Source organism: Methylococcus capsulatus (assembly GCF_036864975.1).
Taxonomy (GTDB): domain Bacteria; phylum Pseudomonadota; class Gammaproteobacteria; order Methylococcales; family Methylococcaceae; genus Methylococcus.
The window spans coordinates 2,379,787-2,400,805 of sequence record NZ_CP104311.1 but is presented as its reverse complement, the minus strand read 5'-3'; the positions used below and the strand labels follow the sequence as shown (position 1 = coordinate 2,400,805).

The 21,019-nt window shown below is 64.8% G+C and carries 20 protein-coding genes; 10 read left to right on the top strand and 10 right to left on the bottom strand.

Annotated features, from left to right (window positions below):
• The first annotated feature begins 54 nt into the window (after positions 1-54).
• Genes N4J17_RS11845 through N4J17_RS11825 form a run of 5 tightly spaced genes read left to right on the top strand, consistent with a single transcriptional unit; the run spans position 55 to position 4,305 of the window.
• The gene (locus N4J17_RS11845; protein ID WP_198321415.1) at positions 55-1,473 is read left to right on the top strand and encodes a DUF6513 domain-containing protein; all 1,419 of its coding nucleotides are present in this window, start codon (positions 55-57) and stop codon (positions 1,471-1,473) included.
• A 3-nt stretch (positions 1,474-1,476) separates the two neighbouring features.
• Positions 1,477-2,088, top strand: a complete 612-nt coding sequence (locus tag N4J17_RS11840) for a DUF447 domain-containing protein (protein WP_198321414.1) — start codon at positions 1,477-1,479, stop codon at positions 2,086-2,088.
• Positions 2,085-2,897, top strand: a complete 813-nt coding sequence (locus tag N4J17_RS11835) for a (5-formylfuran-3-yl)methyl phosphate synthase (protein ID WP_198321413.1) — start codon at positions 2,085-2,087, stop codon at positions 2,895-2,897. Before N4J17_RS11840 ends, N4J17_RS11835 begins: the two co-directional genes overlap by 4 nt.
• Positions 2,894-3,949, top strand: coding sequence for a quinone-dependent dihydroorotate dehydrogenase (locus tag N4J17_RS11830; protein ID WP_425326307.1), 1,056 nt, complete (start codon positions 2,894-2,896; stop codon positions 3,947-3,949). Before N4J17_RS11835 ends, N4J17_RS11830 begins: the two co-directional genes overlap by 4 nt.
• Positions 3,946-4,305 carry a VOC family protein gene (locus N4J17_RS11825; RefSeq protein ID WP_198321411.1) on the top strand — a complete coding sequence of 120 codons (360 nt, stop codon included), beginning with the start codon at positions 3,946-3,948 and terminating at the stop codon, positions 4,303-4,305. The genes N4J17_RS11830 and N4J17_RS11825 overlap by 4 nt, the downstream gene beginning before the upstream one ends.
• Before the next feature lie 7 nt (positions 4,306-4,312).
• Here N4J17_RS11825 and N4J17_RS11820 read toward each other — a convergent pair whose 3' ends face one another.
• Genes N4J17_RS11820 through N4J17_RS11810 form a run of 3 tightly spaced genes read right to left on the bottom strand, consistent with a single transcriptional unit; the run spans position 4,313 to position 5,717 of the window.
• Positions 4,313-4,906 carry a UbiX family flavin prenyltransferase gene (locus N4J17_RS11820; RefSeq protein WP_198321410.1) on the bottom strand — a complete coding sequence of 198 codons (594 nt, stop codon included), beginning with the start codon at positions 4,904-4,906 and terminating at the stop codon, positions 4,313-4,315.
• Positions 4,903-5,334 carry a type II toxin-antitoxin system VapC family toxin gene (locus N4J17_RS11815; RefSeq protein WP_277458274.1) on the bottom strand — a complete coding sequence of 144 codons (432 nt, stop codon included), beginning with the start codon at positions 5,332-5,334 and terminating at the stop codon, positions 4,903-4,905. Before N4J17_RS11815 ends, N4J17_RS11820 begins: the two co-directional genes overlap by 4 nt.
• Complete coding sequence (locus N4J17_RS11810; RefSeq protein ID WP_232470152.1) at positions 5,331-5,717, bottom strand: AbrB/MazE/SpoVT family DNA-binding domain-containing protein; 387 nt, start codon at positions 5,715-5,717, stop codon at positions 5,331-5,333. The genes N4J17_RS11815 and N4J17_RS11810 overlap by 4 nt, the downstream gene beginning before the upstream one ends.
• Between N4J17_RS11810 and N4J17_RS11805 the strand changes: the two genes are divergently transcribed.
• The 3 genes from N4J17_RS11805 (at position 5,716) to N4J17_RS11795 (ending at position 10,469) form a co-directional block, all read left to right on the top strand.
• A complete protein-coding gene (locus N4J17_RS11805; RefSeq protein ID WP_198321407.1) occupies positions 5,716-7,074 on the top strand; it encodes an IS1182 family transposase in 1,359 nt (452 codons plus the stop codon). The genes N4J17_RS11810 and N4J17_RS11805 overlap by 2 nt on opposite strands.
• 348 nt (positions 7,075-7,422) lie before the next feature.
• Complete coding sequence (locus N4J17_RS11800; protein ID WP_232470151.1) at positions 7,423-8,238, top strand: hypothetical protein; 816 nt, start codon at positions 7,423-7,425, stop codon at positions 8,236-8,238.
• A 128-nt stretch (positions 8,239-8,366) separates the two neighbouring features.
• Positions 8,367-10,469, top strand: a complete 2,103-nt coding sequence (locus N4J17_RS11795) for an InlB B-repeat-containing protein (protein WP_277458288.1) — start codon at positions 8,367-8,369, stop codon at positions 10,467-10,469.
• A gap of 136 nt (positions 10,470-10,605) precedes the next feature.
• On the opposite strand, the gene N4J17_RS11790 is transcribed toward N4J17_RS11795, so the two are convergent.
• Positions 10,606-11,112, bottom strand: coding sequence for a L,D-transpeptidase (locus N4J17_RS11790; RefSeq protein ID WP_198321405.1), 507 nt, complete (start codon positions 11,110-11,112; stop codon positions 10,606-10,608).
• A gap of 61 nt (positions 11,113-11,173) precedes the next feature.
• Between N4J17_RS11790 and N4J17_RS11785 the strand changes: the two genes are divergently transcribed.
• Positions 11,174-12,178 (top strand): bile acid:sodium symporter family protein, encoded by a 1,005-nt coding sequence (locus tag N4J17_RS11785; protein WP_198321404.1) that lies wholly within the window; start codon positions 11,174-11,176, stop codon positions 12,176-12,178.
• Here the strand turns inward: N4J17_RS11785 and metA are convergent.
• The 6 genes from metA to N4J17_RS11755 are packed head-to-tail and all read right to left on the bottom strand — an operon-like array spanning position 12,135 to position 16,809.
• Positions 12,135-13,202 (bottom strand): homoserine O-succinyltransferase MetA, encoded by a 1,068-nt coding sequence (gene metA / locus N4J17_RS11780; RefSeq protein WP_198321403.1) that lies wholly within the window; start codon positions 13,200-13,202, stop codon positions 12,135-12,137. The two genes, N4J17_RS11785 and metA, sit on opposite strands and share 44 nt — an antisense overlap.
• A gap of 13 nt (positions 13,203-13,215) precedes the next feature.
• Entirely contained in the window at positions 13,216-14,055 is an 840-nt protein-coding gene (locus N4J17_RS11775; protein ID WP_198321402.1) for an ATPase, read from the bottom strand.
• 8 nt (positions 14,056-14,063) lie between these two features.
• A complete protein-coding gene (locus N4J17_RS11770; RefSeq protein WP_198321401.1) occupies positions 14,064-14,459 on the bottom strand; it encodes a group II truncated hemoglobin in 396 nt (131 codons plus the stop codon).
• Between the two features lie 13 nt (positions 14,460-14,472).
• Complete coding sequence (gene nadD / locus N4J17_RS11765; protein WP_198321400.1) at positions 14,473-15,105, bottom strand: nicotinate-nucleotide adenylyltransferase; 633 nt, start codon at positions 15,103-15,105, stop codon at positions 14,473-14,475.
• A 13-nt stretch (positions 15,106-15,118) separates the two neighbouring features.
• A complete protein-coding gene (locus N4J17_RS11760) occupies positions 15,119-16,411 on the bottom strand; it encodes a glutamate-5-semialdehyde dehydrogenase (RefSeq protein WP_198321399.1) in 1,293 nt (430 codons plus the stop codon).
• Positions 16,408-16,809: a hypothetical protein gene (locus tag N4J17_RS11755; RefSeq protein ID WP_198321398.1), complete on the bottom strand. Its 402-nt coding sequence runs from the start codon at positions 16,807-16,809 to the stop codon at positions 16,408-16,410. The genes N4J17_RS11760 and N4J17_RS11755 overlap by 4 nt, the downstream gene beginning before the upstream one ends.
• Positions 16,810-17,040: 231 nt before the next feature.
• Between N4J17_RS11755 and N4J17_RS11750 the strand changes: the two genes are divergently transcribed.
• Positions 17,041-21,003 carry a non-ribosomal peptide synthetase gene (locus tag N4J17_RS11750; RefSeq protein ID WP_232470150.1) on the top strand — a complete coding sequence of 1,321 codons (3,963 nt, stop codon included), beginning with the start codon at positions 17,041-17,043 and terminating at the stop codon, positions 21,001-21,003.
• The last annotated feature ends 16 nt before the right edge of the window (positions 21,004-21,019 follow it).

The following is a 21,019-nucleotide window of genomic DNA, read 5'->3' as shown; positions in this document are numbered from 1 at the left end:
TTTGCTATACTTTCCGCCCCCTCACTCCCATCCCGGACATCCCCGCACCCACCCATGGCGGAACACATCCTGTTCCTCACCGGCAAGCTGGCAGAGCAACAGCTGCATCGGATTCTCGAGGAGATGGCGCCGGAATTCGAATACACGGTGCACCAGCTCGGCCTCAGTGTCGCCGCGCTGATGACCGCGGACATGATCCGCCGGCGGCTGAAAGACACCTTTGGCGCCGACCGCATCCTGGTGCCAGGGCGCTGCCGCGGCGACCTCGAAACCCTGTCTCGGGACCTGGGACTGCCGGTGGAACGGGGGCCGGAAGAACTACGCGATCTGCCGGAGTTCTTCGGACGGGCAGCGCGGAGGCCGGATCTCAGCCGCTACGACATCAGAATCTTCGCCGAAATCGTCGACGCCCCCCACCTGGATGTCGACGGCATCCTGCGCCAGGCCGCCGACTACCGCAAACACGGCGCGGACGTGATCGACCTCGGTTGCCTCCCAGCCACGCCATTTCCCCACCTTGAAGCAGCAATCGGCGCTCTCAAGGAGGGAGGGTTCCAGGTCAGTGTGGATTCGCTGGAACCCGAGGATCTGGTGCAGGGCGGCAGAGCCGGCGCCGACTATTTGCTCAGCCTACACGAAGACTCGCTGTGGGTTGCCGACCAGGTACCCTCCACTCCTGTCCTGATCCCAGCCCGGCACGGCGATCTGGATTCGCTCGACCGCGCCGTCGCCGACATGCAAGGGCGTAGCAGACCGTTCCTGGTCGATCCCATCCTCGATCCCATCCATTTCGGCTTCGCCGATTCCCTCGTGCGCTACCACGAAACCCGTCGCCGCCATCCGGATGTCGAGATCATGATGGGCGTCGGCAATCTCACGGAGCTGACCCATGCCGATACCGCCGGCATCAATGCCTTGCTGCTGGGGGTGTGTTCGGAACTCGGCATCCGCGCCATCCTGGCGACCCAGGTCAGCAAACATGCGCGGCGGGCCGTGGCCGAAGCCGATATGGCGCGGCGGATCATGTTTGCCGCCCGCGAAGCGAACGCGCTGCCCAAGCACATGGGTGATGGCCTGATGGCGCTCCATGAACGCGCCCCCTTCCCTTACTCGGAAGCGGAAATCCGGGAACTGGCCCAGGCCATCCGCGACCCCAGTTACCGGATACAGATCAGCGCCGAGGGCATCCACATCTTCAACCGGGACGGCTTCCACAGCGCCACCGATCCGTTCCAGCTCTATCCATCACTGGCCGTGGAACACGACGGCGGTCATGCCTTCTATCTCGGGGTGGAACTGGCCCGCGCCCAGATCGCCTGGCAGCTCGGCAAGCGCTACACCCAGGACGAAACCCTGGACTGGGGCTGCGCCGTCGACCCGCAGGACTCGAAGAGCAGCGGAGCTGACTCCACGGTCGACCCGCACGCATACAAACCGGCCGGCACCACACTGGCCAAACCGAGGGGTGAATGAATCATGATCCGCGAAACCCTGCTGACCACGGCCGCCGCCGGAGAAACCGCGCACATCGCCCCCATGGGCATCCACCTGCTGAACCCCGACTCGAAGAGCAGCAGAGTTGACTCAAAGAGCAGCGGAGCTGATTACCTCATCATGCCGTTCCGGCCTTCCCGGACCCTGGACAACATACTGGCTTCCGGCTGCGCTGTGGTCAATTACAGCGACGACGTCCGCATCTTCGCCGGCTGTCTGACCGGCCGCCGTGACTGGCCGTTGGTCCCGGCCGAACACGTTCCCGGCCAGCGTCTGGGCGGTGCTCTGGCGCATGCCGAACTCGAACTGATCCGGCAGGAGGAAGATCCGGAAAGGCCACGCCTTTACTTCCGCGTGGTACACGAGGCCAACCACGCGCCATTCCGTGGCTTCAACCGCGCCCAGTTCGCCGTGCTGGAAGCCGCTATCCTCGTCAGTCGCCTGCACTTCCTGCCCTGGAGCAAGATCGAGCGGGAGCTGGATTATCTGCGTATCGGCCTGGACAAGACCGCCGGTCCCCGTGAACTGGAGGCTTGGAGCTGGCTGATGGAAACTATCGAAGCGTATCAGACCGGGCGGGAGCAAACTGCATGAGCGGCATGCTCGCCAGCGTCCGCAACCTGGCCGAGGCGCGCATCGCCCGGGAGGCGGGCGTCGACATCGTCGACCTCAAAGCACCTGAGCGCGGCAGCCTGGGTGCCCTGCCAGCGGAAGAAGTGGGCCTGATCGTGGCTGAGATGCATGGCACGGTGCCGGTCAGCGCCACCATCGGCGACCTGCCGCTGGACCCGGATCCGATCTGCCGCGCCGTGCTGGCGATGGCCGCCGCCGGCGTGGATTACGTCAAGATCGGCATGTTCCGGGGCGGGGACTGGGGCTCTACCCTGGCGACCCTCGCGCACTTGGCCGGTCGTGGGACGCGGCTGATCGCCGTGCTATTCGCGGACGATCTGCCGGATTTCGACTGGATCGTCCGGCTGAAGAGAGCAGGCTTCGCCGGCGCCATGCTAGACACCCGGGACAAAGCCTCTGGCCCACTGACCAGCCTGCTCGATCGTCCGACCCTGGAACAATTCGTCGGCGAGACTCGAGAGCAGGGCCTGCTCTGCGGCCTGGCCGGCTCGCTCCGCAAAGAGGACATACCGGAGCTGTTGAGCCTCAAGCCCGATTACCTCGGCTTTCGCGGCGCGCTCTGCCACAGCGCCCGGCGCACCGCCGGACTCGATCCCGACGCCGTGGCCGCGGTGCGCCGGCTGATTCCGCCCCCTCCTCCCCAGACCTTCTCATGCCCGGCGTCGTCCCCCGGCACCCTTCGAGTCAATTCAAATCCGCTCCCGACAGAGGTGTCCCAAAGGGGAAAGAAGGCAAATCCCCTCCCCCTCTGGGAGACGGATTCACAATGAAGGTCTGCAGACTACAACCCACTACTCGCCTCATGTACGAAAAGCTGCTCCGTCCCTTGCTGTTCCGCCTGGACCCTGAAACCGCCCACACCCTGAGCCTGTCGGCCCTGCGGATGGTATCGAAGCTGGGCCCGCTCAATCCCTGGGAGCAGACCCTGTCAGCCAGCCCGCGTATCGTCATGGGGCTGAAATTCCCCAACCCGGTCGGTCTTGCCGCCGGCCTGGACAAAAACGGCGACTGCATCGACGGACTGGCTGCACTCGGTTTCGGCTTCCTTGAAATCGGCACAGTCACGCCACGCTCCCAGCCCGGCAATCCCAGACCCCGGTTGTTCCGGCTGCCCGAGGCAGGCGCCATCATCAACCGTATGGGCTTCAACAACTTGGGCGTGGCACACCTCATCGGCCGAGTCCGACAAGCCCGTTACCGCGGCATCCTGGGGATCAATATCGGCAAGAACCTGACGACCCCGGTGGAGCGGGCGCTGGACGATTACCGCGAGGGGCTCAGAGCGGTCTATCCATATGCCCACTACGTCACCCTCAACGTCTCCTCCCCCAACACGCCTGGCCTGCGCAGCCTGCAGTTCGGCGCCCAGCTCGACGAATTGCTGGGCGGGTTGATGCAGGAACGCGAGAAACTGATGGGAGAACATGGCAGACGGGTGCCGCTGGCTCTGAAGGTCGCCCCCGACATGAATCCGGAGGAGATCCAGGCGCTGGCCAGAGCCCTGGTCCGCCACGGTGTGGACGCCGTCATTGCCACCAACACCACGGCTTCCCGGCACGGCGTGGAGGGACTGAAATATGCCGAAGAGGCCGGCGGCCTGAGCGGCAAACCATTGTTTTCGCGTTCGACCGCGGTCGTCGCGCAGCTGGCTGATGTCTTGCAGGGCCGGCTGCCCATCATCGCCTGCGGCGGCATCTTTTCCGGCGCAGATGCCATGGCCAAACTTGAGGCCGGAGCCAGCCTGGTGCAGGTCTATACCGGCTTCATCTACCGCGGCCCGGCCCTGCTGGCCGAAATCGGGCGGACGCTCGCCACGCCGTGAGTTACGTTGCGCTCACGACCCGGCAGTTCGAGGCTTTGACGGATTTTTACGGCAAGGCGCTCGGTTTCGCCGTCCTGCAGCAATGGGATCGCCCGAATGGACGCGGCTGCGTGTTCGACCTGAACGGATTGAAGCTGGAAATCCTCGATGCGGCCCGCGAAAAAGCGGCCCTGGAACTCGGTCCGGTCGGCGACCGGATCCATCTGGTGATCGAAGTCGCAGACGTGGACGCCGCCTACCGAAGTCTCGCCATGGCCGCTCCGCCGCCGGTCACGACGAGTTGGGGGGCCCGCACATTCAGCCTGCGCGATCCGGACGGCACCGCGGTGTGTTACCTGCAATGGGCCGGAAGCTGAAGCTGGCTCAAGCCGTTGCCGCGCCCGTATCGATGTCCTCGCCCCAGCGCTTGGCCCGGCCCACATCGATGTCGAACAAATCCAGTACCCGGCACACGGTATCGGTGACCATGTCGTCGATGGTCTGCGGCTGGGTATAAAACGCCGGCACCGGCGGCATGACAATGGCGCCGCATTCGGTCACGGTCAGCATATTACGCAGATGGATAGCGTGCAGCGGAGTCTCCCGCACCAGCAGCACCAGCCGCCGCCGCTCCTTCAACACGACGTCGGCGGCACGGGTCAGCAGGGTGCTGGTCACGCCGGTGGCGATCTCCGCCAGCGTCCGCATGGAACACGGCAGGATCACCATGCCTGAAGTCCGGAATGAGCCGCTGGCAAGCGCCGCGCCGACGTCGTTGGCACCGTAGCTCACGCTGGCGAGGCCACGCAGCGCCGCGGCGCTCAGCGCCAGCTCGTGCGCGCGGGTGAGGTCGGCGGCCCGGGACACCACCAGGTGCGTCTCAATGTCGGTGTCTTTCAGCAGCTCCAGCAGCCGCGCACCATAGATGATTCCCGTGGCACCGCTGATACCGACGATGAGACGCTTGGATGGAGTCATGGCAGTCTCCGTGGATCCCAGTTCGGCGCGATCAGCTGTAAATCCGGGAAATAGGTTCGATAACGCGCCGCGTCCCGGGTCAGCAGCCTGAGCCCGGCGACCTGAGCGTGGGCGCCGATATAGAAATCGGGCAAGGGCGCGGTACGGTTTCCATCGCGACGGCGGTAGGCGACGAATGCCCGGCCGGTGAGGAACGCGGCCTGCCAGAGCAATTGCGCCTTTTCCAACAGGAAATCGTCGATCAGCGCGGCCAGCGCCGATTCGTCGTTCACGTACGCCGACAGTTCCGCATAAATGATGGGATTGACGCACCCGCCGAAGTCGTCGACAACCCGGCACAATTGCCGCGCGGACCATTCATGCCATTCGGTTCGAGGGCTCGCGGCGTCGATGATGACATGGGTGTCGATGAGGACGGCCGCCATCATTCCTCGCCGCGAGTCCCGCGCATGATTTCGTCGGTACTCTTGCCGCAGGCGCTGAACATGCCGGCAAGACGCGAGACCAATTCCTCGCCGCGCGTTTCCCCGCCGACCCGCCGCAGGATGACCACACCGTCGCGATACTCGAACTCCACTTCGGATTCTGGAGGCAAACCCGCCTGCCGGCGAATCTCGGCCGGAATGGTGACCTGGCCTTTACTGGTGATGCGCATGGGAACCCCGCCCAAAAGTATTACATTGAGGGAAATACTACGCGGAATATTACCCTCCCGCCATGCTATATTGCCTAGCAGCCTGTCGGACTTAACCGTCTGGCATTCTGAAATGCGATAATCACGACGTTCCTTCCCCGACAGCGAGGCTGCCATGAGCAACTTCCGTCCGATAGACCGCAGCACTGGATTTTTGCTGCCGCCCTCGGTGGACGAATGGCTGCCCGAACGCCACCTGGCGCGCTTCGTGGTGGAAGTCATCGACCGGCTCGACCTGTCTTCCATGACCCGCGCCTACCGCGGCTCGGGCTCCGCGTCCTATCACCCGGCCATGCTGCTCGGGCTTCTGGTGTACGGCTACGCCACCGGCGTGTTCTCCAGCCGCAAGATCGAGCGCGCCACCCATGACTCGGTGGCCTTCCGCTTCATCGCCGCCAACAGCCACCCCGATCACGACACCCTGGCCAGCTTTCGCCGCCGCTTCCTCAAGGACATCGAGCGCCTCTTCGTCGAGGTGTTGATACTGGCGCGCGAGATGGGCCTGTTGAAACTCGGCACGGTGGCGCTCGATGGCACCAAGATTCACGCCAACGCCTCGCGCCACAGCGCGCTGTCCTACGAACACGCTAACAAGCTCGAAGCGCAATTGAAGCAGGAAGTGGCCGAACTGCTGGCGCTGGCGGAAGCCTGCGACCGGGCGGACGTGCCCGACGGCCTGTCGATCCCGGAAGAGTTGGCAATTCGCGAAGACCGTCTGGCGAAGATCGGCGAGGCCAAACGCAAGATCGAAGTGCGCGCCATGGAGCGTTGCACGCGCGAACAGGCCGGGTACGAGGCGAAGCTGGCCGCGCGCGAAGAGAAAGAGAAAGCCAGCGGCAGACGCCCGCCCGGCAAACCGCCCGCGCCGCCTGCGACCGGCCCCGGCCCGACCGACCAAGTGAACTTGACCGACGAAGAATCGCGCATCATGCCGGTATCTGGCGGCGGTTTCGAACAATGCTACAACGCGCAGGCGGTGGTGGCGGCCGACAGCCTCTTGGTGGTGGCGCAAGACGTGGTGCAGGACAGCAACGACAAGCGGCAGGTCGCGCCGATGCTGAAGAAGTTGGGCGCGTTGCCGGAAGGACTGGGCAAGCCGGAAAGCCTGCTGGCCGACAACGGCTATTTCTCCGAGGCCAATGTGAATGGTTGCGCAGCGGCCGGGATCGCGCCGCTGATTTCGCTGGGGCGTGAGCAGCATCATCCGGGTTGGAAGAAGCGCTTCGAGGAAGCCGGGCCCGCGCCCGGGAATGCCACGCCGATGCAGGCAATGGCGCATCGACTGGCGACACCGGAGGGCAAGCGCTTGTACGCGCTGCGCAAGCAGATTCCGGAACCGGTGTTCGGCATCATCAAATCGGTGATGGGGTTCAGGCAATTCTCGCTGCGCGGGCTGCAAAAGGTCAAAGGCGAGTGGCATCTGGTGACGTTGGCCTGGAATGTGCGGCGGATGTTCGCCCTGATGCCCGCCTAAAGCAGGGGCGGGATCACTCGACCGCCATTTCAGCCATTTCATCGGCTCGATCATCTTGAAAATCCAACCCACCGCTTCGCCTTAACATGCAATTCTCAACCTTCAGTCCGACAGGTTGCTAGTTTAGCGGCCAATGGGGTAATGGCCGCCCAGCGGGCATCGCCAGCGACGGCGCCGGTTGAATTCGAGCCGGGCGGCATACCGCGGAGCCCGGCGATCTCAAGAACACGTTACGCTCAAGGCCTGGAGGTTACCCTCAACGGGTCCGTCCGCCGCTTTACTTGGCGTTATCCGGGTGGCGGAGCGCGGTAGCCTCTTTCGTGGAAAACGAAACAATGGGAATCCACTATGTGCCTCTCTGACAATGAATCCCAGAACAACCATACCGAAGCGTCCGAGGCCGAAGAGACCTTATCGCCCGGTGCTCCTCTTGGACCGCCAGGAGCGGGTCTCGATTCGCCTCTGTGGCGGGCGGATGCCGAAGGCGATCCGCCAAATCCCCATCACAGGCATCTACCACAAATCAAGAAAAAAATCATCGTCCATTTGACTGATGCGGAACGCGAATCCGGCGTGAGGTTTCGCGGCGACTGGACGGATGTCATGGCATCCGCGGACTTTGGCGATGAGGAGACGCGCATGGACCCTTTCACGACCCGAATGACGACGGCCGCCGGCAGGGCGCTGGCGGGCTTCCTGCTGGCGACGATTGCAACCAGCGCCGCCTACGCCGCCGATACGACACCACCCGTGGTTACCTTCGTCGGTGCACTTCCCCCCGCCTATTCGTCACAGCATACATTTACGGTGAACTACACCATCACTGATGACTCTCCCTTCACGGTCTATTGCCAAGTTTCTTCTGGGTCAGTTTCTTCTTGCACGAATACTTCCGCGACCTTCACGATCACAAATGAGGGGCAGCAGTCGATCAGTATAATTGCCGTTGACAGTGCTAACAATGAGTCACTTCCTCAAGATGCTGCATGGGTGGCCGATTGGACCGCACCAACAGTTGTTTTACAAAGCACCCCCCCGCCTCTACGCCAAACACCTCGGCTACTTTTCAGTTTACGGCGAGCGATTTCTCACCAATTCAAGCCTACTGCTCCCTCGATGGGGTTCAAAGTGCATGTCAGTCGCCGGTCAGCTATACGGGCTTGACGCCCGGTCTGCACCGCTTCGCGCTCGAGGTCGTCGACGCGGCCGGAAACCACACGGCGCTTCCCCGCTATACCTGGACCGTCGGAACGCCGCCGGAAAATGCGCCGGTCGTCCTTTGCCCGGCGGACGTGGGGGCGCTCGAGGGCCAGCCGGTTGCCCTGGGCGCGGCGACGGCCAGCGACGGCGCCGGCAACCCGCTGACGCCGGAGAACGACGCGCCGGCCCAGTTCCCGCCCAGCACCACGCCGGTGGTCTGGACCGCGACGGACGCCTTCGGCCAGTCCTCTTCCTGCACCCAGCATGTCGTGGTGTTCGAGCGGCCCGCCCAGCGCCGGGTGGGCACGGGCGGCTACAACGCCTGCGAGGTCCGTCCGGACCTGAAGCTGGCCTGCTGGGGGGATGACGCCTACGGCCAGGCCACACCCCCCACCGGCGTGTTCACTCAGGTGAGCGCCGGAGAACGCCACAGCTGCGGGGTGAGGGCCGACGCCAGCCTGGCTTGCTGGGGCTCGAACGACGACTGGAACGGCGATCCCCTCGGCCAGGCCACGCCGCCGGCGGGGGCTTTCACCCAGGTCAGCGTGGGGTACTACCACACCTGCGGCCTGCGCAGCGGCGGCGCGGCGGCGTGCTGGGGCTCGAACGGCAGCGGCGAGGCCGCGCCGCCTGCGGGGACTTTCACCCGGATCGCCGCCGGCGCCTATTACACCTGCGGGCTGAAGAGCGACGGCGGCCTGGCCTGCTGGGGCTATGACAATTTCGGCCAAGCGACGGCTCCGGCCGGGAGCTTCCGCGAGGTCACGGCGCGCTGGCAGCATGGCTGCGGCCTGCGCACCGACGGAACGCTGGCGTGCTGGGGCGACAACGGCTACGGCCAGGCGACGCCGCCGGATGGGGAGTTCTCCCAGGTCAGCGCGGGCGGCTATCACACTTGCGGCGTGACCACCGGCGGGCAGGTGCTCTGCTGGGGCGGCAACGCCAGCGGCCAGGCGCCGCAGCCGGTGATCCAGCCGGCGACGCTGGCGGCCGGCAGGCTGGGCACGGCCTACGCCCGAACCCTGAGCCTGGCCGATGCCACGGGGCCGTACCTCCCGCCCCAGCCGCGGTTCGAGCTCGCCGCCGGCAGCCTCCCGAACGGACTGAGCTTGGACGCGGAAGGCCTGCTCAGCGGAACGCCGGAAACGGAAGGCAGCTTCGGCTTCACTGTAGCGGTCCGCGACGGTAACGGCTTCGCGGCCCGCCGGGACTACGTGATGGCGGTCGCATTGCCGGACACCACCGCGCCGGTCGTTACCCCGACCGTCACCGGCACCCTCGGCGCCAACGGCTGGTACCGGAGCAATGTCACGGTGAACTGGAGCGTGACTGATCCGGAATCGCGGGTCACTTCGCAAACGGGCTGTGACATGGTCACGGTCTCCGCCGATACCTCTGGCCAGACCTACACCTGCACGGCGGTGAGCGGCGGCGGCAGCGCTACGCAAAGCGTCACCATCAAGCGTGATGCCACGCCGCCTGTAATCAACCTCACCACCACGCAGGACGGCCAGAGTTACCTGCGGAACAGCAGCATCCTGGCCGACTACGCCTGCAGCGACGGCCTCTCCGGCGTCGCGACCTGTGCCGGGCCGGTGGCGCCGGGCGCGGCGATCGACACCGCCGCGGTGGGCGCCCATGCCTTCACCGTCGCCGCGGCCGACCAGGCCGGCAATCAGGCTGCGGTCACGCACAGTTACAGCGTTGCCGCGGTACCCGTTGTGCTCAACGTGAACCGCACCGGCGAGGGCGGCGTCATCAGCGACCCCGCCGGCATAAACTGCGGCAGCCAGTGCCGCGCCACGTTCGCTCGGGGTACGAACGTCGTTCTGGCCGCGACGCCTGCCTACGGTTACCGTTTCGCCGGCTGGAGTGGCGGTGTCTGCTCAGGGACCGGGCCGTGCGGCATCACCCTGGATGGCAACAGGACGGTCACGGCCAACTTCACTCCGATCCCGCGCTACGGCCTCGTCGTGATCCGCAGCGGCTCCGGCACCGTCACCAGCAGTCCGGCCGGCATCAACTGCGGCCGGACCTGCGGCGCGCAGTTCTACCAAGGCACCGCAGTTACGCTGACCGCCACGCCGGCCGCCGGCCGCAGGTTCGCCGGCTGGTCCGGCGGTGGCTGCAGCGGAACCGGTACATGCACGGTAACCATGAACCGGAGTACGCAGGTGAGGGCGACGTTCCGGTAGAAGGCTAACAGTGTCGGCCGATCGCCTTCCGTCTGGAGTAGGGCGGAACCGGCTCTTCCGGGTTCCGCCATTCCGAAGCGGCATCCGTGCCGGCAAGGAAGTTGGCGGATCGCCTTCGGCATCCGCCCTACGGTCCTCAGGCGTCCGCGTCTATATAAACCAGCGCTCCGGCGGGCACCCGGTCGAACAATTCGATGACGTCGGCGGAAGTGAGGCGGATGCAGCCATGGGACCGGGGCGTGCCGTCCACACCGTCGTCCGGGCTGCCATGGATATAGATGTAGCGCCAGGTCGTGTCGACTTCGCCGTAGCGGTTGAAGCCTGGTTGGAGCCCACCCAGCCAGAGGACGCGGCTCAAGATCCAGTCGCGGCCGGGATGGCGGGCGGCGAGTTCCGGCGTGTGGATTTCGCCGGTGGGCCGGCGCCCGACCAGGATGGCCCCTGCCGGCAGTCCGGCACCGATCTTGGCGCGGATCCGGTGCCAGCCGCGCGGCGTGCATTCCGAGCCGCGCTTTTCGCCCACTCCGTTCTTCGCGGTGGACACACGGTAGCGGGCCACCACCTTTCCGGCTTCGATCAACTCCAGACATTGCCGGGGCACGCTGATGCGCAGGAAGTCCGTAACGTTGTTCGGGATCGTCATGAGTTACACCTTGTCGCGATAACCCGTAAACTTCGCAGTTTCTCTTTCACGGCGTCCGACGATGCTTCGAATCTGCAATTCATTGGCAAACCTGTTTCCGGTCTGGGTGCTGCTGTGCTCAGGAATGGCGCTGTATTTCCCCGCCTGGTTTACCTGGTTCACTGGCCCGATGATCGTCTGGGGTCTGTCGGTCATCATGCTCGGCATGGGCATCACGCTCACGTTCGACGATTTCCGCCGGGTGGCGAAGATGCCGCGGATCATCTTTGCCGGCACCATGGCGCATTTCGGCATCATGCCGTTCCTGGGGTGGTCGATTGCGCATGGGCTGACACTCGAGCCCGAACTGGCGGTGGGACTCATCCTGGTATCCTGCTGCCCCTGCGGCACGGCTTCCAACGTGGTAAGCTATATCGCCCGTGCTGACGTGGCGCTGTCCGTGCTGCTGACCATGGTGTCGACCTTCACCGCGGTGGTGATGACCCCGCTGCTGGTGAAGTTCCTGGCGGGCGCCTATACGCCGGTGGACGGCTGGGGCATCTTCCTGAACACCTTGCAGGTGATCGTCATGCCCGTCACTGCCGGCCTCCTGCTGAACCGCTATGCGCCGCGGCTGGTGCATGCCGTCAGCCCGGTGACGCCGCTGGTGTCGGTGATCTTCATAGCCTTCATCTGCGCCAGCATCATCGGCGCCAACGCCGACATCATCAAGGCCGCCGCGCTCAAGCTGTTCGGCGCCGTTGCCTTGCTGCACGTCGGCGGATTCGGGCTGGGCTATGTCTTCGCCAGGATGCTAGGCTACCGGGACGCGGTGGTCCGCACCATCGCCATCGAGGTCGGCATGCAGAACTCGGGACTCGCCACTGTGCTGGCCAAGGCCAATTTCGCCGCTATGGCGCTGGCGCCCATTCCCTCGGCGATCTCCGCCAGCTTCCATTCGATCATCGGCAGCCTGCTGGCGGGCTGGTGGCGGCTGCGGACGCACCGGCCCCTGCCGGCCATGGGGCACGGATTCGATGCCGCTACGCCAATCCAAGCGGATTGTCCGGGTCGATGTGATCCATGAAGGGCTTGCGGCGGTCCTGGTCGGTGATCTGGTAGATTTTGCCGAGCCAGTTGTTGAACACCGCCTTGGCTGTATCTCGCCAGGTATTGTCCAGGTGCCGACGCACGAATTCCTCCGGGAATTCCGGCGGTGCCCTGCCCGCCCGGCGGGCACTGCGCAGGGCCTGGCCGTAGTCGTTGAGCGCAGCGCCCACTTCCAATGAGAAATAATGTTCAGGGAATGGCGGGTAATCCTCGCGCTCGCCGGAAAAGTAGCGCAGGATTTCGCGCTTGTACTCCTTGAGCAGACTCACGGTGTCGTACTCCGGATGGGCCTGAAAGTAGACGACGCGGAACAGATCCGGGCTCACCGCGAGGTGCACCCCGGCTTCTTCGCTCTCGACTAGCACCCGCAGTCCGGCGGCCTCCATGTCCTCGCGGAAAATTTCGTTGTAGCGCGAATGGGGCACGTCGAAACGGGTGTTGATATCCGCCACCAACGGATGCAGCGGCTCGACCACCCGGTGCGAATAGACGCCCCAGCGTTTGAAACCGAGATGGGTGCGCTCCACGCCGTAGCTGTACTGGAACAGAGCGTGGGTGGCGAGGCACGAGCACAGGATCGAGGTGACATGGCTGCGCGCCCAGTCGAACACCTCGGTCAGCGGCTGCCAGAAGGCTTCCTGCTGCAGATGTGGATGGGTGACGTTGGCCCCGCTCACGATCAGACCGTCGAGGCCCTCCTCGCGGATACGGTCGAAGTTCTCGTAATAACGGGCGATGTGCTCCGCCGCCTGTTCCCCGCGCGGCAACCCCTCGATGGTAAACGGATGCATGTGGAACTGCACGATCGGATTGGCTCCACCGACCAGCCGGAAGAACTGGCGCTCGGTGGCTTCCAGGGCGGCATCTGGCATCATGTTCAGAAGGCCGATGTGCATTTCCCGGATGTCCTGCCGGGCGGCCCTTTCGACACTGAGGACGTCCTGGCCCTCCTCACGCAGACGCTGGAAGGTGGGAAGATCGGTATGTGCGACCAGAGGCATGACAATCCCTCCCTCAGCCGCCCAGGACCGAGGCCACGAGTTTTAAGAAATCACCCTCGTCCCGCACCCGGGCGACGTCCGCGACGTCCACAGTGTAGCCGTATCGGTCGGCGATGGCCTGGTAGCGTGGCAGGCGCGATTTGAACAGGTAAGGAAACACCCAAGCCACGAATTCGTCCGGCGGCATGGCCTCGACCGAAGGGTAGCCCCTTTCTTTCAGGAAAACCGGCAGATATTCATCCAGGAAAGCTTCCCGGTAATACAACGGTTTGGGATCGCGCGCGGCCCGTTCGACCAGCATCTGCTCCAATTCCGGGCTGGTGCGGATGTAGAGGATCAGCGTGTTTTCCGCCAGTACCTCCAGGGTTGCCGGATCGTCCAATTCGCACACGCTGCCGCCGGCATCGTTGATGAAATGCTGGTAACCGTAAATCTTGCGCACTTTGTCGATGAATTCCGGTACGTCGCGCATCGCCGCGATCTCGGCCTGCCGGTGCAGCGCCTGCCGCCGCTTGAACTCCTTCAACGGCAGGCCGCCTTTCGCCGGGTCGCCGAGTTTGCCCAGGAAGGAGGAGATGGGCGCCAGATTGTCAACGGTGATATTGCTGCAGATATAGATCGAATCCGACATCAGCAGATCCCGCAGGAACGGCACCTCCATGGCCTGGCGCTTGATGTTGTCCAGAATCGGCTCATCCAGATAGCGGGTGCCGATCCTGTAGTCGCCGGAATAATGGAACCAGGTCCGTTTCGGCAGCTTGTTGGCCAGGGTGGTCTTGCCCGTCCCCGACATGCCGAGCAGGGTGATCTTCTTGCAATCCCAGTCCAGAAACTCTTGAGGGGTTAGACGCATCGGGCGTGTCAATCTTCGCGGTTGATCATGTGGTGAGCGGTGCGCGCCAGGGCTTCGTACAAGGCTTCGCGGAACGGGCCGTCCAGCGGAATGTCGTCGAGTGCCTTGCGCATGCACAAGAGCCACTGGTCGCGCTCGGATACACCAATCGAAAATGGGAAATGCCGCGCCCGCAGACGCGGATGGCCGAACTCCTGCATGAACAGATCCGGCCCCCCCAGCCAACCGGAGAGGAACTTGAACAGCTTGGACTTGGCACCGGACAGGTCCTCGGCATGCATGGCCCGGATCGGCGCCGCCTCCGGCAGCGTGTCCATGTAACCGTAAAAACGTTCGACCAGTTCGTGCAGCACTTCCGCACCACCGAGGCGCTGATAGGGTGTCTGGGTTAGCGGTTCCTGCATGGCTGAAACGATCTCATTTGGCGTAAACCGATTCCCGGTGGATCAGTTCGAGCACCGCATCCGGAAGCAGGTACTTGGCGCTGCGCCCTTCCCGCAGCATGCGGCGGATCGAAGTGGAAGCGATGGCGAGCTGGGTCACTTCCAGAAAATAGATCATCCCCTCCGGCTGGGCCGCGAGTTGCGCCGGGTCCGCCACCTGCCGTTCCTCGACACAATGCTCCAAATCCTCGGCGTATTCGATGTCGTAATCCGGGCGCTGCAGCACCACGATGTGCGCCAGAGAAAACAGCCGGCGCCAGCGATGCCAGGCCGGCAGCGCGAGGAACGCATCGAGACCGAGGATGAGACAGAGCGGTTCGTCGCCGATTTCCTTGCGGATCGAACTCAAGGTGTCGACCATGTAGGACGGCCCGTTGCGGTCCAGTTCGCGGGTATCGAGGGTGACGCCGCCATCGGCATCGGCCAGTGCAATCTCCAGCATGCGCAGGCGCGTCTGGGCATCGGCCACCGGCGGCGGACGGTGGGGCGGCTGGCGACAAGGCAGAAAGCGCAGTTCGCGCAGTTCCAAGGCTTCCCGGACCTCTAGCGCCGCCCGCAGATGCCCGTAGTGGACCGGATCGAAAGTGCCGCCATAAATGCCGATCATCCCTTGTGCCGCCTCAAGTCCGGACGTGGCCGTCGCCCAGCACGATGAATTTCTGGGTGGTGAGCCCTTCCAGCCCGACCGGTCCTCGGGCATGGAGCTTGTCGGTGCTGATGCCGATCTCCGCCCCCAGGCCGTACTCGAAGCCGTCGGCGAAACGCGTCGAGGCATTCACCATGACCGAAGCCGAATCGACCTCGCGCAGGAAGCGGCGGGCGCGACCATAGTCCTCGGTGACGATGGCATCGGTGTGGCCCGAGCCGTGGCGGTGGATGTGCTCGATCGCCTCGTCCAGTCCGGCGACCACGCGGACCGCCAGGATCGGGGCCAGGTATTCCGTGTCCCAGTCCACATCGGTGGCCGGAACACAGTCCGGCACGAGGCGGCAGGTTTCGGGGCAGCCGCGCAGTTCGACGCCCTCGCCCCGGTACAGCGCCGCCAGTTCCGGCAGGATCGCTGGCGCGATGCCGGCGGCGACCAGCAGGGTTTCCATGGCGTTGCAGACCCCGTAGCGCTGGGTCTTGGCATTGATCGCGATGCGGCGGGCTTTGACCGGATCCGCGCCGTCGTCGATGTAGACATGGCAGATGCCATCCAGATGCTTGATGACCGGGATCCGCGACTCCGCCACGACACGCTCGATCAGCGAACGCCCGCCGCGCGGCACGATGATGTCGACGTACTCGTCCGCCGCCAGCAGCGCGCCGACCGCCGCGCGGTCGGTGGTCTCGATGAGCTGGACCGCATCGGCCGGCAGCCCCCCGGCTTCCAGACCCTGGCGGATGCAGGCCGCGATGGCCCTGTTGGAATGGATCGCCTCGGAACCGCCGCGCAGGATACAGGCGTTGCCGGACTTCAGGCACAGCCCCGCCGCATCGGCGGTGACGTTGGGACGGGATTCGTAGATGATGCCGATGACACCCAGCGGCACCCGCATCCGTCCGACCTGGATGCCGGACGGCCGGTAGGTCAGGCCGCTGATTTCACCCACCGGATCGGGCAGGGCGGCGATCTCCCGAAGTCCCGCGGCCATGGCCTGGACCCGTTTGGCGTCGACTCCCAGCCGCTCGAGCTGGGCCCGCTCCAGCCCCATGGCCGCGCCGGCCTCGAGGTCTTTGCGGTTTTCGTCGATCAGCAGTGCCGCCGACTGCTCGAGCTCATGGGCTATCGCCAACAGCGCCCGGTTCTTCGCCGCCGTCTCGGCCCGCCCCAGGACCCGCCCGACTTCCCGGGCGCGCCGCGCCAGGCCGTCCACGTATTCCGCCACGGCCTCGGGCCCGGTCGGACGCAATGCGCTTACCGCCGTCATCGTTCCGTCGGACCGTTACGTTCGATCGCCTGGCCCATGCAGGTCATGATGTAATCGGTCATGCGCAGCGCCGCCTGATGGGCCGCCTTGACCGACCCGAATAGATCCTTGTACTCCTCGGCCACCTTCTCGAAATCACCCGAGCCTTTCACCGAATAGAACCGCGCATAGGCCGTCAAGTATTGCTTGCGCCGCGGGTCGCCCGGGAAACCCGGGAGATCGTCCGTCAGATCGTTGACTACGCAGTCCGCGATTTCGCCCGGATCGAGCTTGTAGTCCTTGAGATCGCTGTCGTCCTGGAGCTTGGCCAGCAATGCCTCGCGCAAATCGCCCTGTTCCTTGCCGGCGCACGCTGCCAGCAGCGCAAGCACCAGCACCAATGAAAATTTCCCCTTCATGAAATCAACCATTTCCTAATTATAATGCCGACTCGGCCGCACGCCGCCATCGGTCCGATCCCACCCGCAACTCGGGTCTAAGACGCATCAAAGCGGAAATGATACAGCGAATCCGCCCCTTTTGCGGAAATGCCGCTGCGCCGGCGTTCACAGTTCCCATGAATGTCCTGTAAATGTCCATCTGCTTACACATGTTGAGGCTATGCTGGACAAGACCCCCGATACGACGCAATGAACGTCAAGGAGCAGAACGTGACGGATTGCTACGCGCTTTCGCCGATGCAGGGAAACATGCTGTCGGCGACCCTGTTCGATCAGCGGGTAGGCACTTACATCCAGCAACTGGTTTTGCGAACCCGCGAAAATCTCGACCAAGACGCTTATCGCGAGGCTTGGAGCCGCCTCATCGCCAGGCATGACATCCTGCGGACGGCATTCGTCTGGCGGAACGTGGAGGCGCCGCGGCAACGGGTCGAACCCGCTGTGGCGATGCCCTGGGCCGATTTCGACTGGCGGGCGATGCCACGCCCGGAGCAGGAAAGCCGGTTCGACGCCTTCCTCGCCGAGGACAGGCTGCGGGGCTTCGACCTGGCGCGGGCGCCGCTACATCGCCTGACCCTGATCCGAACCGGTGAGGACGAACACTGGGCGGTGTGGACCTACCACCATGCGCTGCTGGACGGGCGGGCACGGCTCATCGTCATGGAAGAGCTGTTCCGTCTCTACCAGGCGCTGCGCGATGGTTACGCACCGGAGCTGCCGCCGCCGACGCCTTACCGCAACTACATCGGCTGGCTGGACTCGCTCGATTTCGCGGCGAGTGAAGGCTACTGGCGCGGGCTGCTGGGCGATTTCCATGAACCGAACCGGGTCCTGAGCGCCCTGCCCGAGCCGCGGCCCTTGCCGCCTGCCCACACCGCCGGACTGGTTCAAGCCTGGACACCTCCAGCCCTTTATGAGGCGCTCCAGCAACTGGCGAAGAAACAGGACGTCACCCTCAACACCCTGGTTCAGTCCGCCTGGGGACTGCTGATTGCACGCCACAGCGGACGCGACGACGTGGTGTTCGGCGCCACGCGCTCCTGCCGGAAATCCGTGCCGGGGGGCGAGGCCATCGTCGGGCCCATCATCAACACCACCCCCGTGCGCCTGAAGATCGACCCTGCCAGACCCGTCGCTGAATTCATCCGCGAACTTCGGCGCCAGCACCTGAGCGTGCGCGACCACGAACACACGCCGACGGCCCGCATCCATGCATGGAGCGGTCTGTCACCCGACATGCCACTGTTCACCACCATTGTGGTGTTCGAGAACTACCACGTCGTGAAATCCCGCGGCGGCGACTGGGACAAACGCCATTTCGAGCTGAAAGAACAGACCGACCACCTCATCCTGGCAGGCTACCTCGCCGACGGCCTGCTGCTGAAGATCGAATACGACCGCCGCCTGTTCGAGGACGACACGGTCGAACGTATGCTGCAACAGCTCCTGACGATCCTCGAAAGCCTGACGGCCTGCGCCGATGGCCGACTCGCAGACCTCCGCACTCTCCCCGACCACGAGCTGCGGCGCCTCACGGTGGAATGGAACGACACCCGTGCCGATTACCCTCAGGTCACCCTGGGCGAACTTTTCTCCGCGCAGGCACGCCGCACGCCCGACGCCATCGCAGTCCAAAGTGGAAACCAACGTCTCAGTTACGGCGAGCTGGAACGGCGGTCGAATCGCCTGGCGGCGTTTTTGCTGGGCAAAGGCACCGGTCCCGGTGTCGTGGTCGCCCTGTTGTTGGACCGTCGCTGCGAACTCGCCGTCGGCCTACTCGGCGTACTGAAAGCGGGCGGCGCCTACCTGCCGTTGGACCCCGCCTATCCCCCAGAGCGGATCGCCTACATGCTCGAGGACTCGGGCGCCCGGATCGTACTGACCCGGAGCGCCCTGGCCGATGCCTTTCACCTTCCCGGCATCGACCTGCTGAGGCTGGATGCCGACCGGGAAACCGGCGTTGCCGGCCCGGACGAAGCGCCGCCGTGCCCGGCCGGGCCGGACGACATCGCTTATCTGATGTATACCTCCGGTTCGACGGGCCTGCCGAAGGGCGTGATGGTCCCGCATCGCGGCATCGTCAACCTGTGCGTGGCGATAGGTCGCCGCTACGGCCTGGCGCCGGGAGACCGGGTCCTGCAGTACGCCTCCCTGAGTTTCGACATCTGCGTGGAGGAGATTTACCCGACCTGGCACGCCGGTGGGACGGTCGTGTTCCGCGACGAGAGCCGTGGGCATTCGGTGCACGAATTCCTAAACTGGGCCGACCGCGAAAGAATCACCGTATTCGACATTCCCACGGCATTCTGGAACGAACTGGTGCGCGGACTCACGGCAAGCGGCGGTGGCCTGCCTGCCAGCCTGCGACTGACCGTGGTGGGCGGAGAAAAGGCCTCCCGCGCCATGCTGGATGCCTGGAACCGGTTGCCTGGCGCGGCCCGCGTTGCCTGGTTCAACAGCTACGGACCGACGGAGACGACGGTCACCGCGACCGTCTACCACCCGCCGTCTCCGCCGGCCTCCCCGCTCACCGATCCCCCGATCGGCCGCCCCATCGACAACGTCCGCCTGTACGTGCTCGATCACCATCTGAAACCTGTGCCCATCGGCGTTCCGGGCGAACTGTACATCGGCGGTGCCGGCGTGGCGAAAGGCTATCTGCGGCGTCCCGAACTCACTGCTGCGGCCTTCGTCCCCGAACCATTCGCCGGCGACGCCGAGGCGCGGATGTACCGGACCGGTGATCTGGTGCGTTACGACAGCGACGGCCAATTGTTTTTCGTGGGACGCAACGACGACCAGGTCAAGATCAGCGGATTCCGCGTCGAACCGGCCGCAATCGAAGCGGCGATCGAGCGTCACGACAGCGTGGCCCAGGCTGTGGTGAAAGCCGTCGAAACGGCGGGCGGGAAATACCTCGCCGCCTACCTCGTGCCGGCACTGGGCCACCGGTTCGACGCCAACGGACTGAAAGCTTTCCTGCGAGACACCCTGCCGGAGCACGAAATCCCTCAAACCTTCGTGGTCATGACGGAATTTCCGCTCACGCCGGGCGGCAAGCTGGACCGCAAGGCCCTGCCCGACCCGGCGGTGCCCACCCCGGCAGGCGGCAGCGCCGACGCTCCCCGCAATGACACCGAGCGGAAACTCGCCGCGATCTTCGAGGAAATCTTTCCGGCGCGTTCGATCGGCATCCGGGACAATTTCTTCGCCATGGGCGGTGATTCTCTGCGCGCCTTCCAGCTTCTCACTCGAATCGAACTCGTCTGCGGCCAACGGCTTTCGTTCGCCGCCCTGGCGAAGGCCGCCACGGTCGAACAGCTGGCGGCGCTGGTCGAAGGCAGGAGCCGGGACGGGGCTCAGAGCAGCCACATCGTTCCCTTGAGCCTGGAGGCCGCCGCGGGACCCGCCCTTTTCCTCGTCCATGGGGTGGGCGGGAACGTACACTGGTACCACGCCCTCGCCGAACGTTTGAAAGCCGATTTCAATGTCTACGGCATCCAGTCGCCCGGCATGGAGGACTGCGACGATGCCATGGTCGGCGCCGACATCGAAAGCCTGGCCCGGCTCTACGTCTCTGAAATCAAAACCGTCCAGGCACAGGGACCGTATTGGATCGGCGGCCACTCCATGGGGGGCATCATTGCGTTCGAAATGGCCCGCCAGTTCCATGCCCTGGGCGACGAGGTCGCGCTGGTGGCGAACTTCGACAACTGGAACCGCGCGGCGGACGCCCCCCATTTCGCCACCAAACTGCTCCGCCTCACCAGCCATTTCCTGAAACTCGGCGCCGCGGACAAGCTGCGGTTCCTGCGCGACAAAATGCAATGGGCGAAACAGTGCGTTCACGCCCGCCTGGCGCGCGGCCAGGCCGACATCCGGCAGCTTCAGGAAATGAAAGCTGCAAACGTCCGGGCCGCCTACCGTTACGTGCCCGGCTTCTATCCCGGCACCCTGACGCTGTTCCGTGCCCGCCAGCAGGCCGCCACCGCTTTGAACGATCCGTTGCTCGGCTGGAACGGACTGGCGGAAGCGATCGACGTGGTGGAGGTGCCTGGCGACCATTACACCCTGCTCGGCGAACCGCACGTTGGCACGCTGGCCAACGAACTGCGACGCCGCGCGCGCTCCCGGAGGAGCAGCAATCCCTGACCCCGTGCCGGAAACC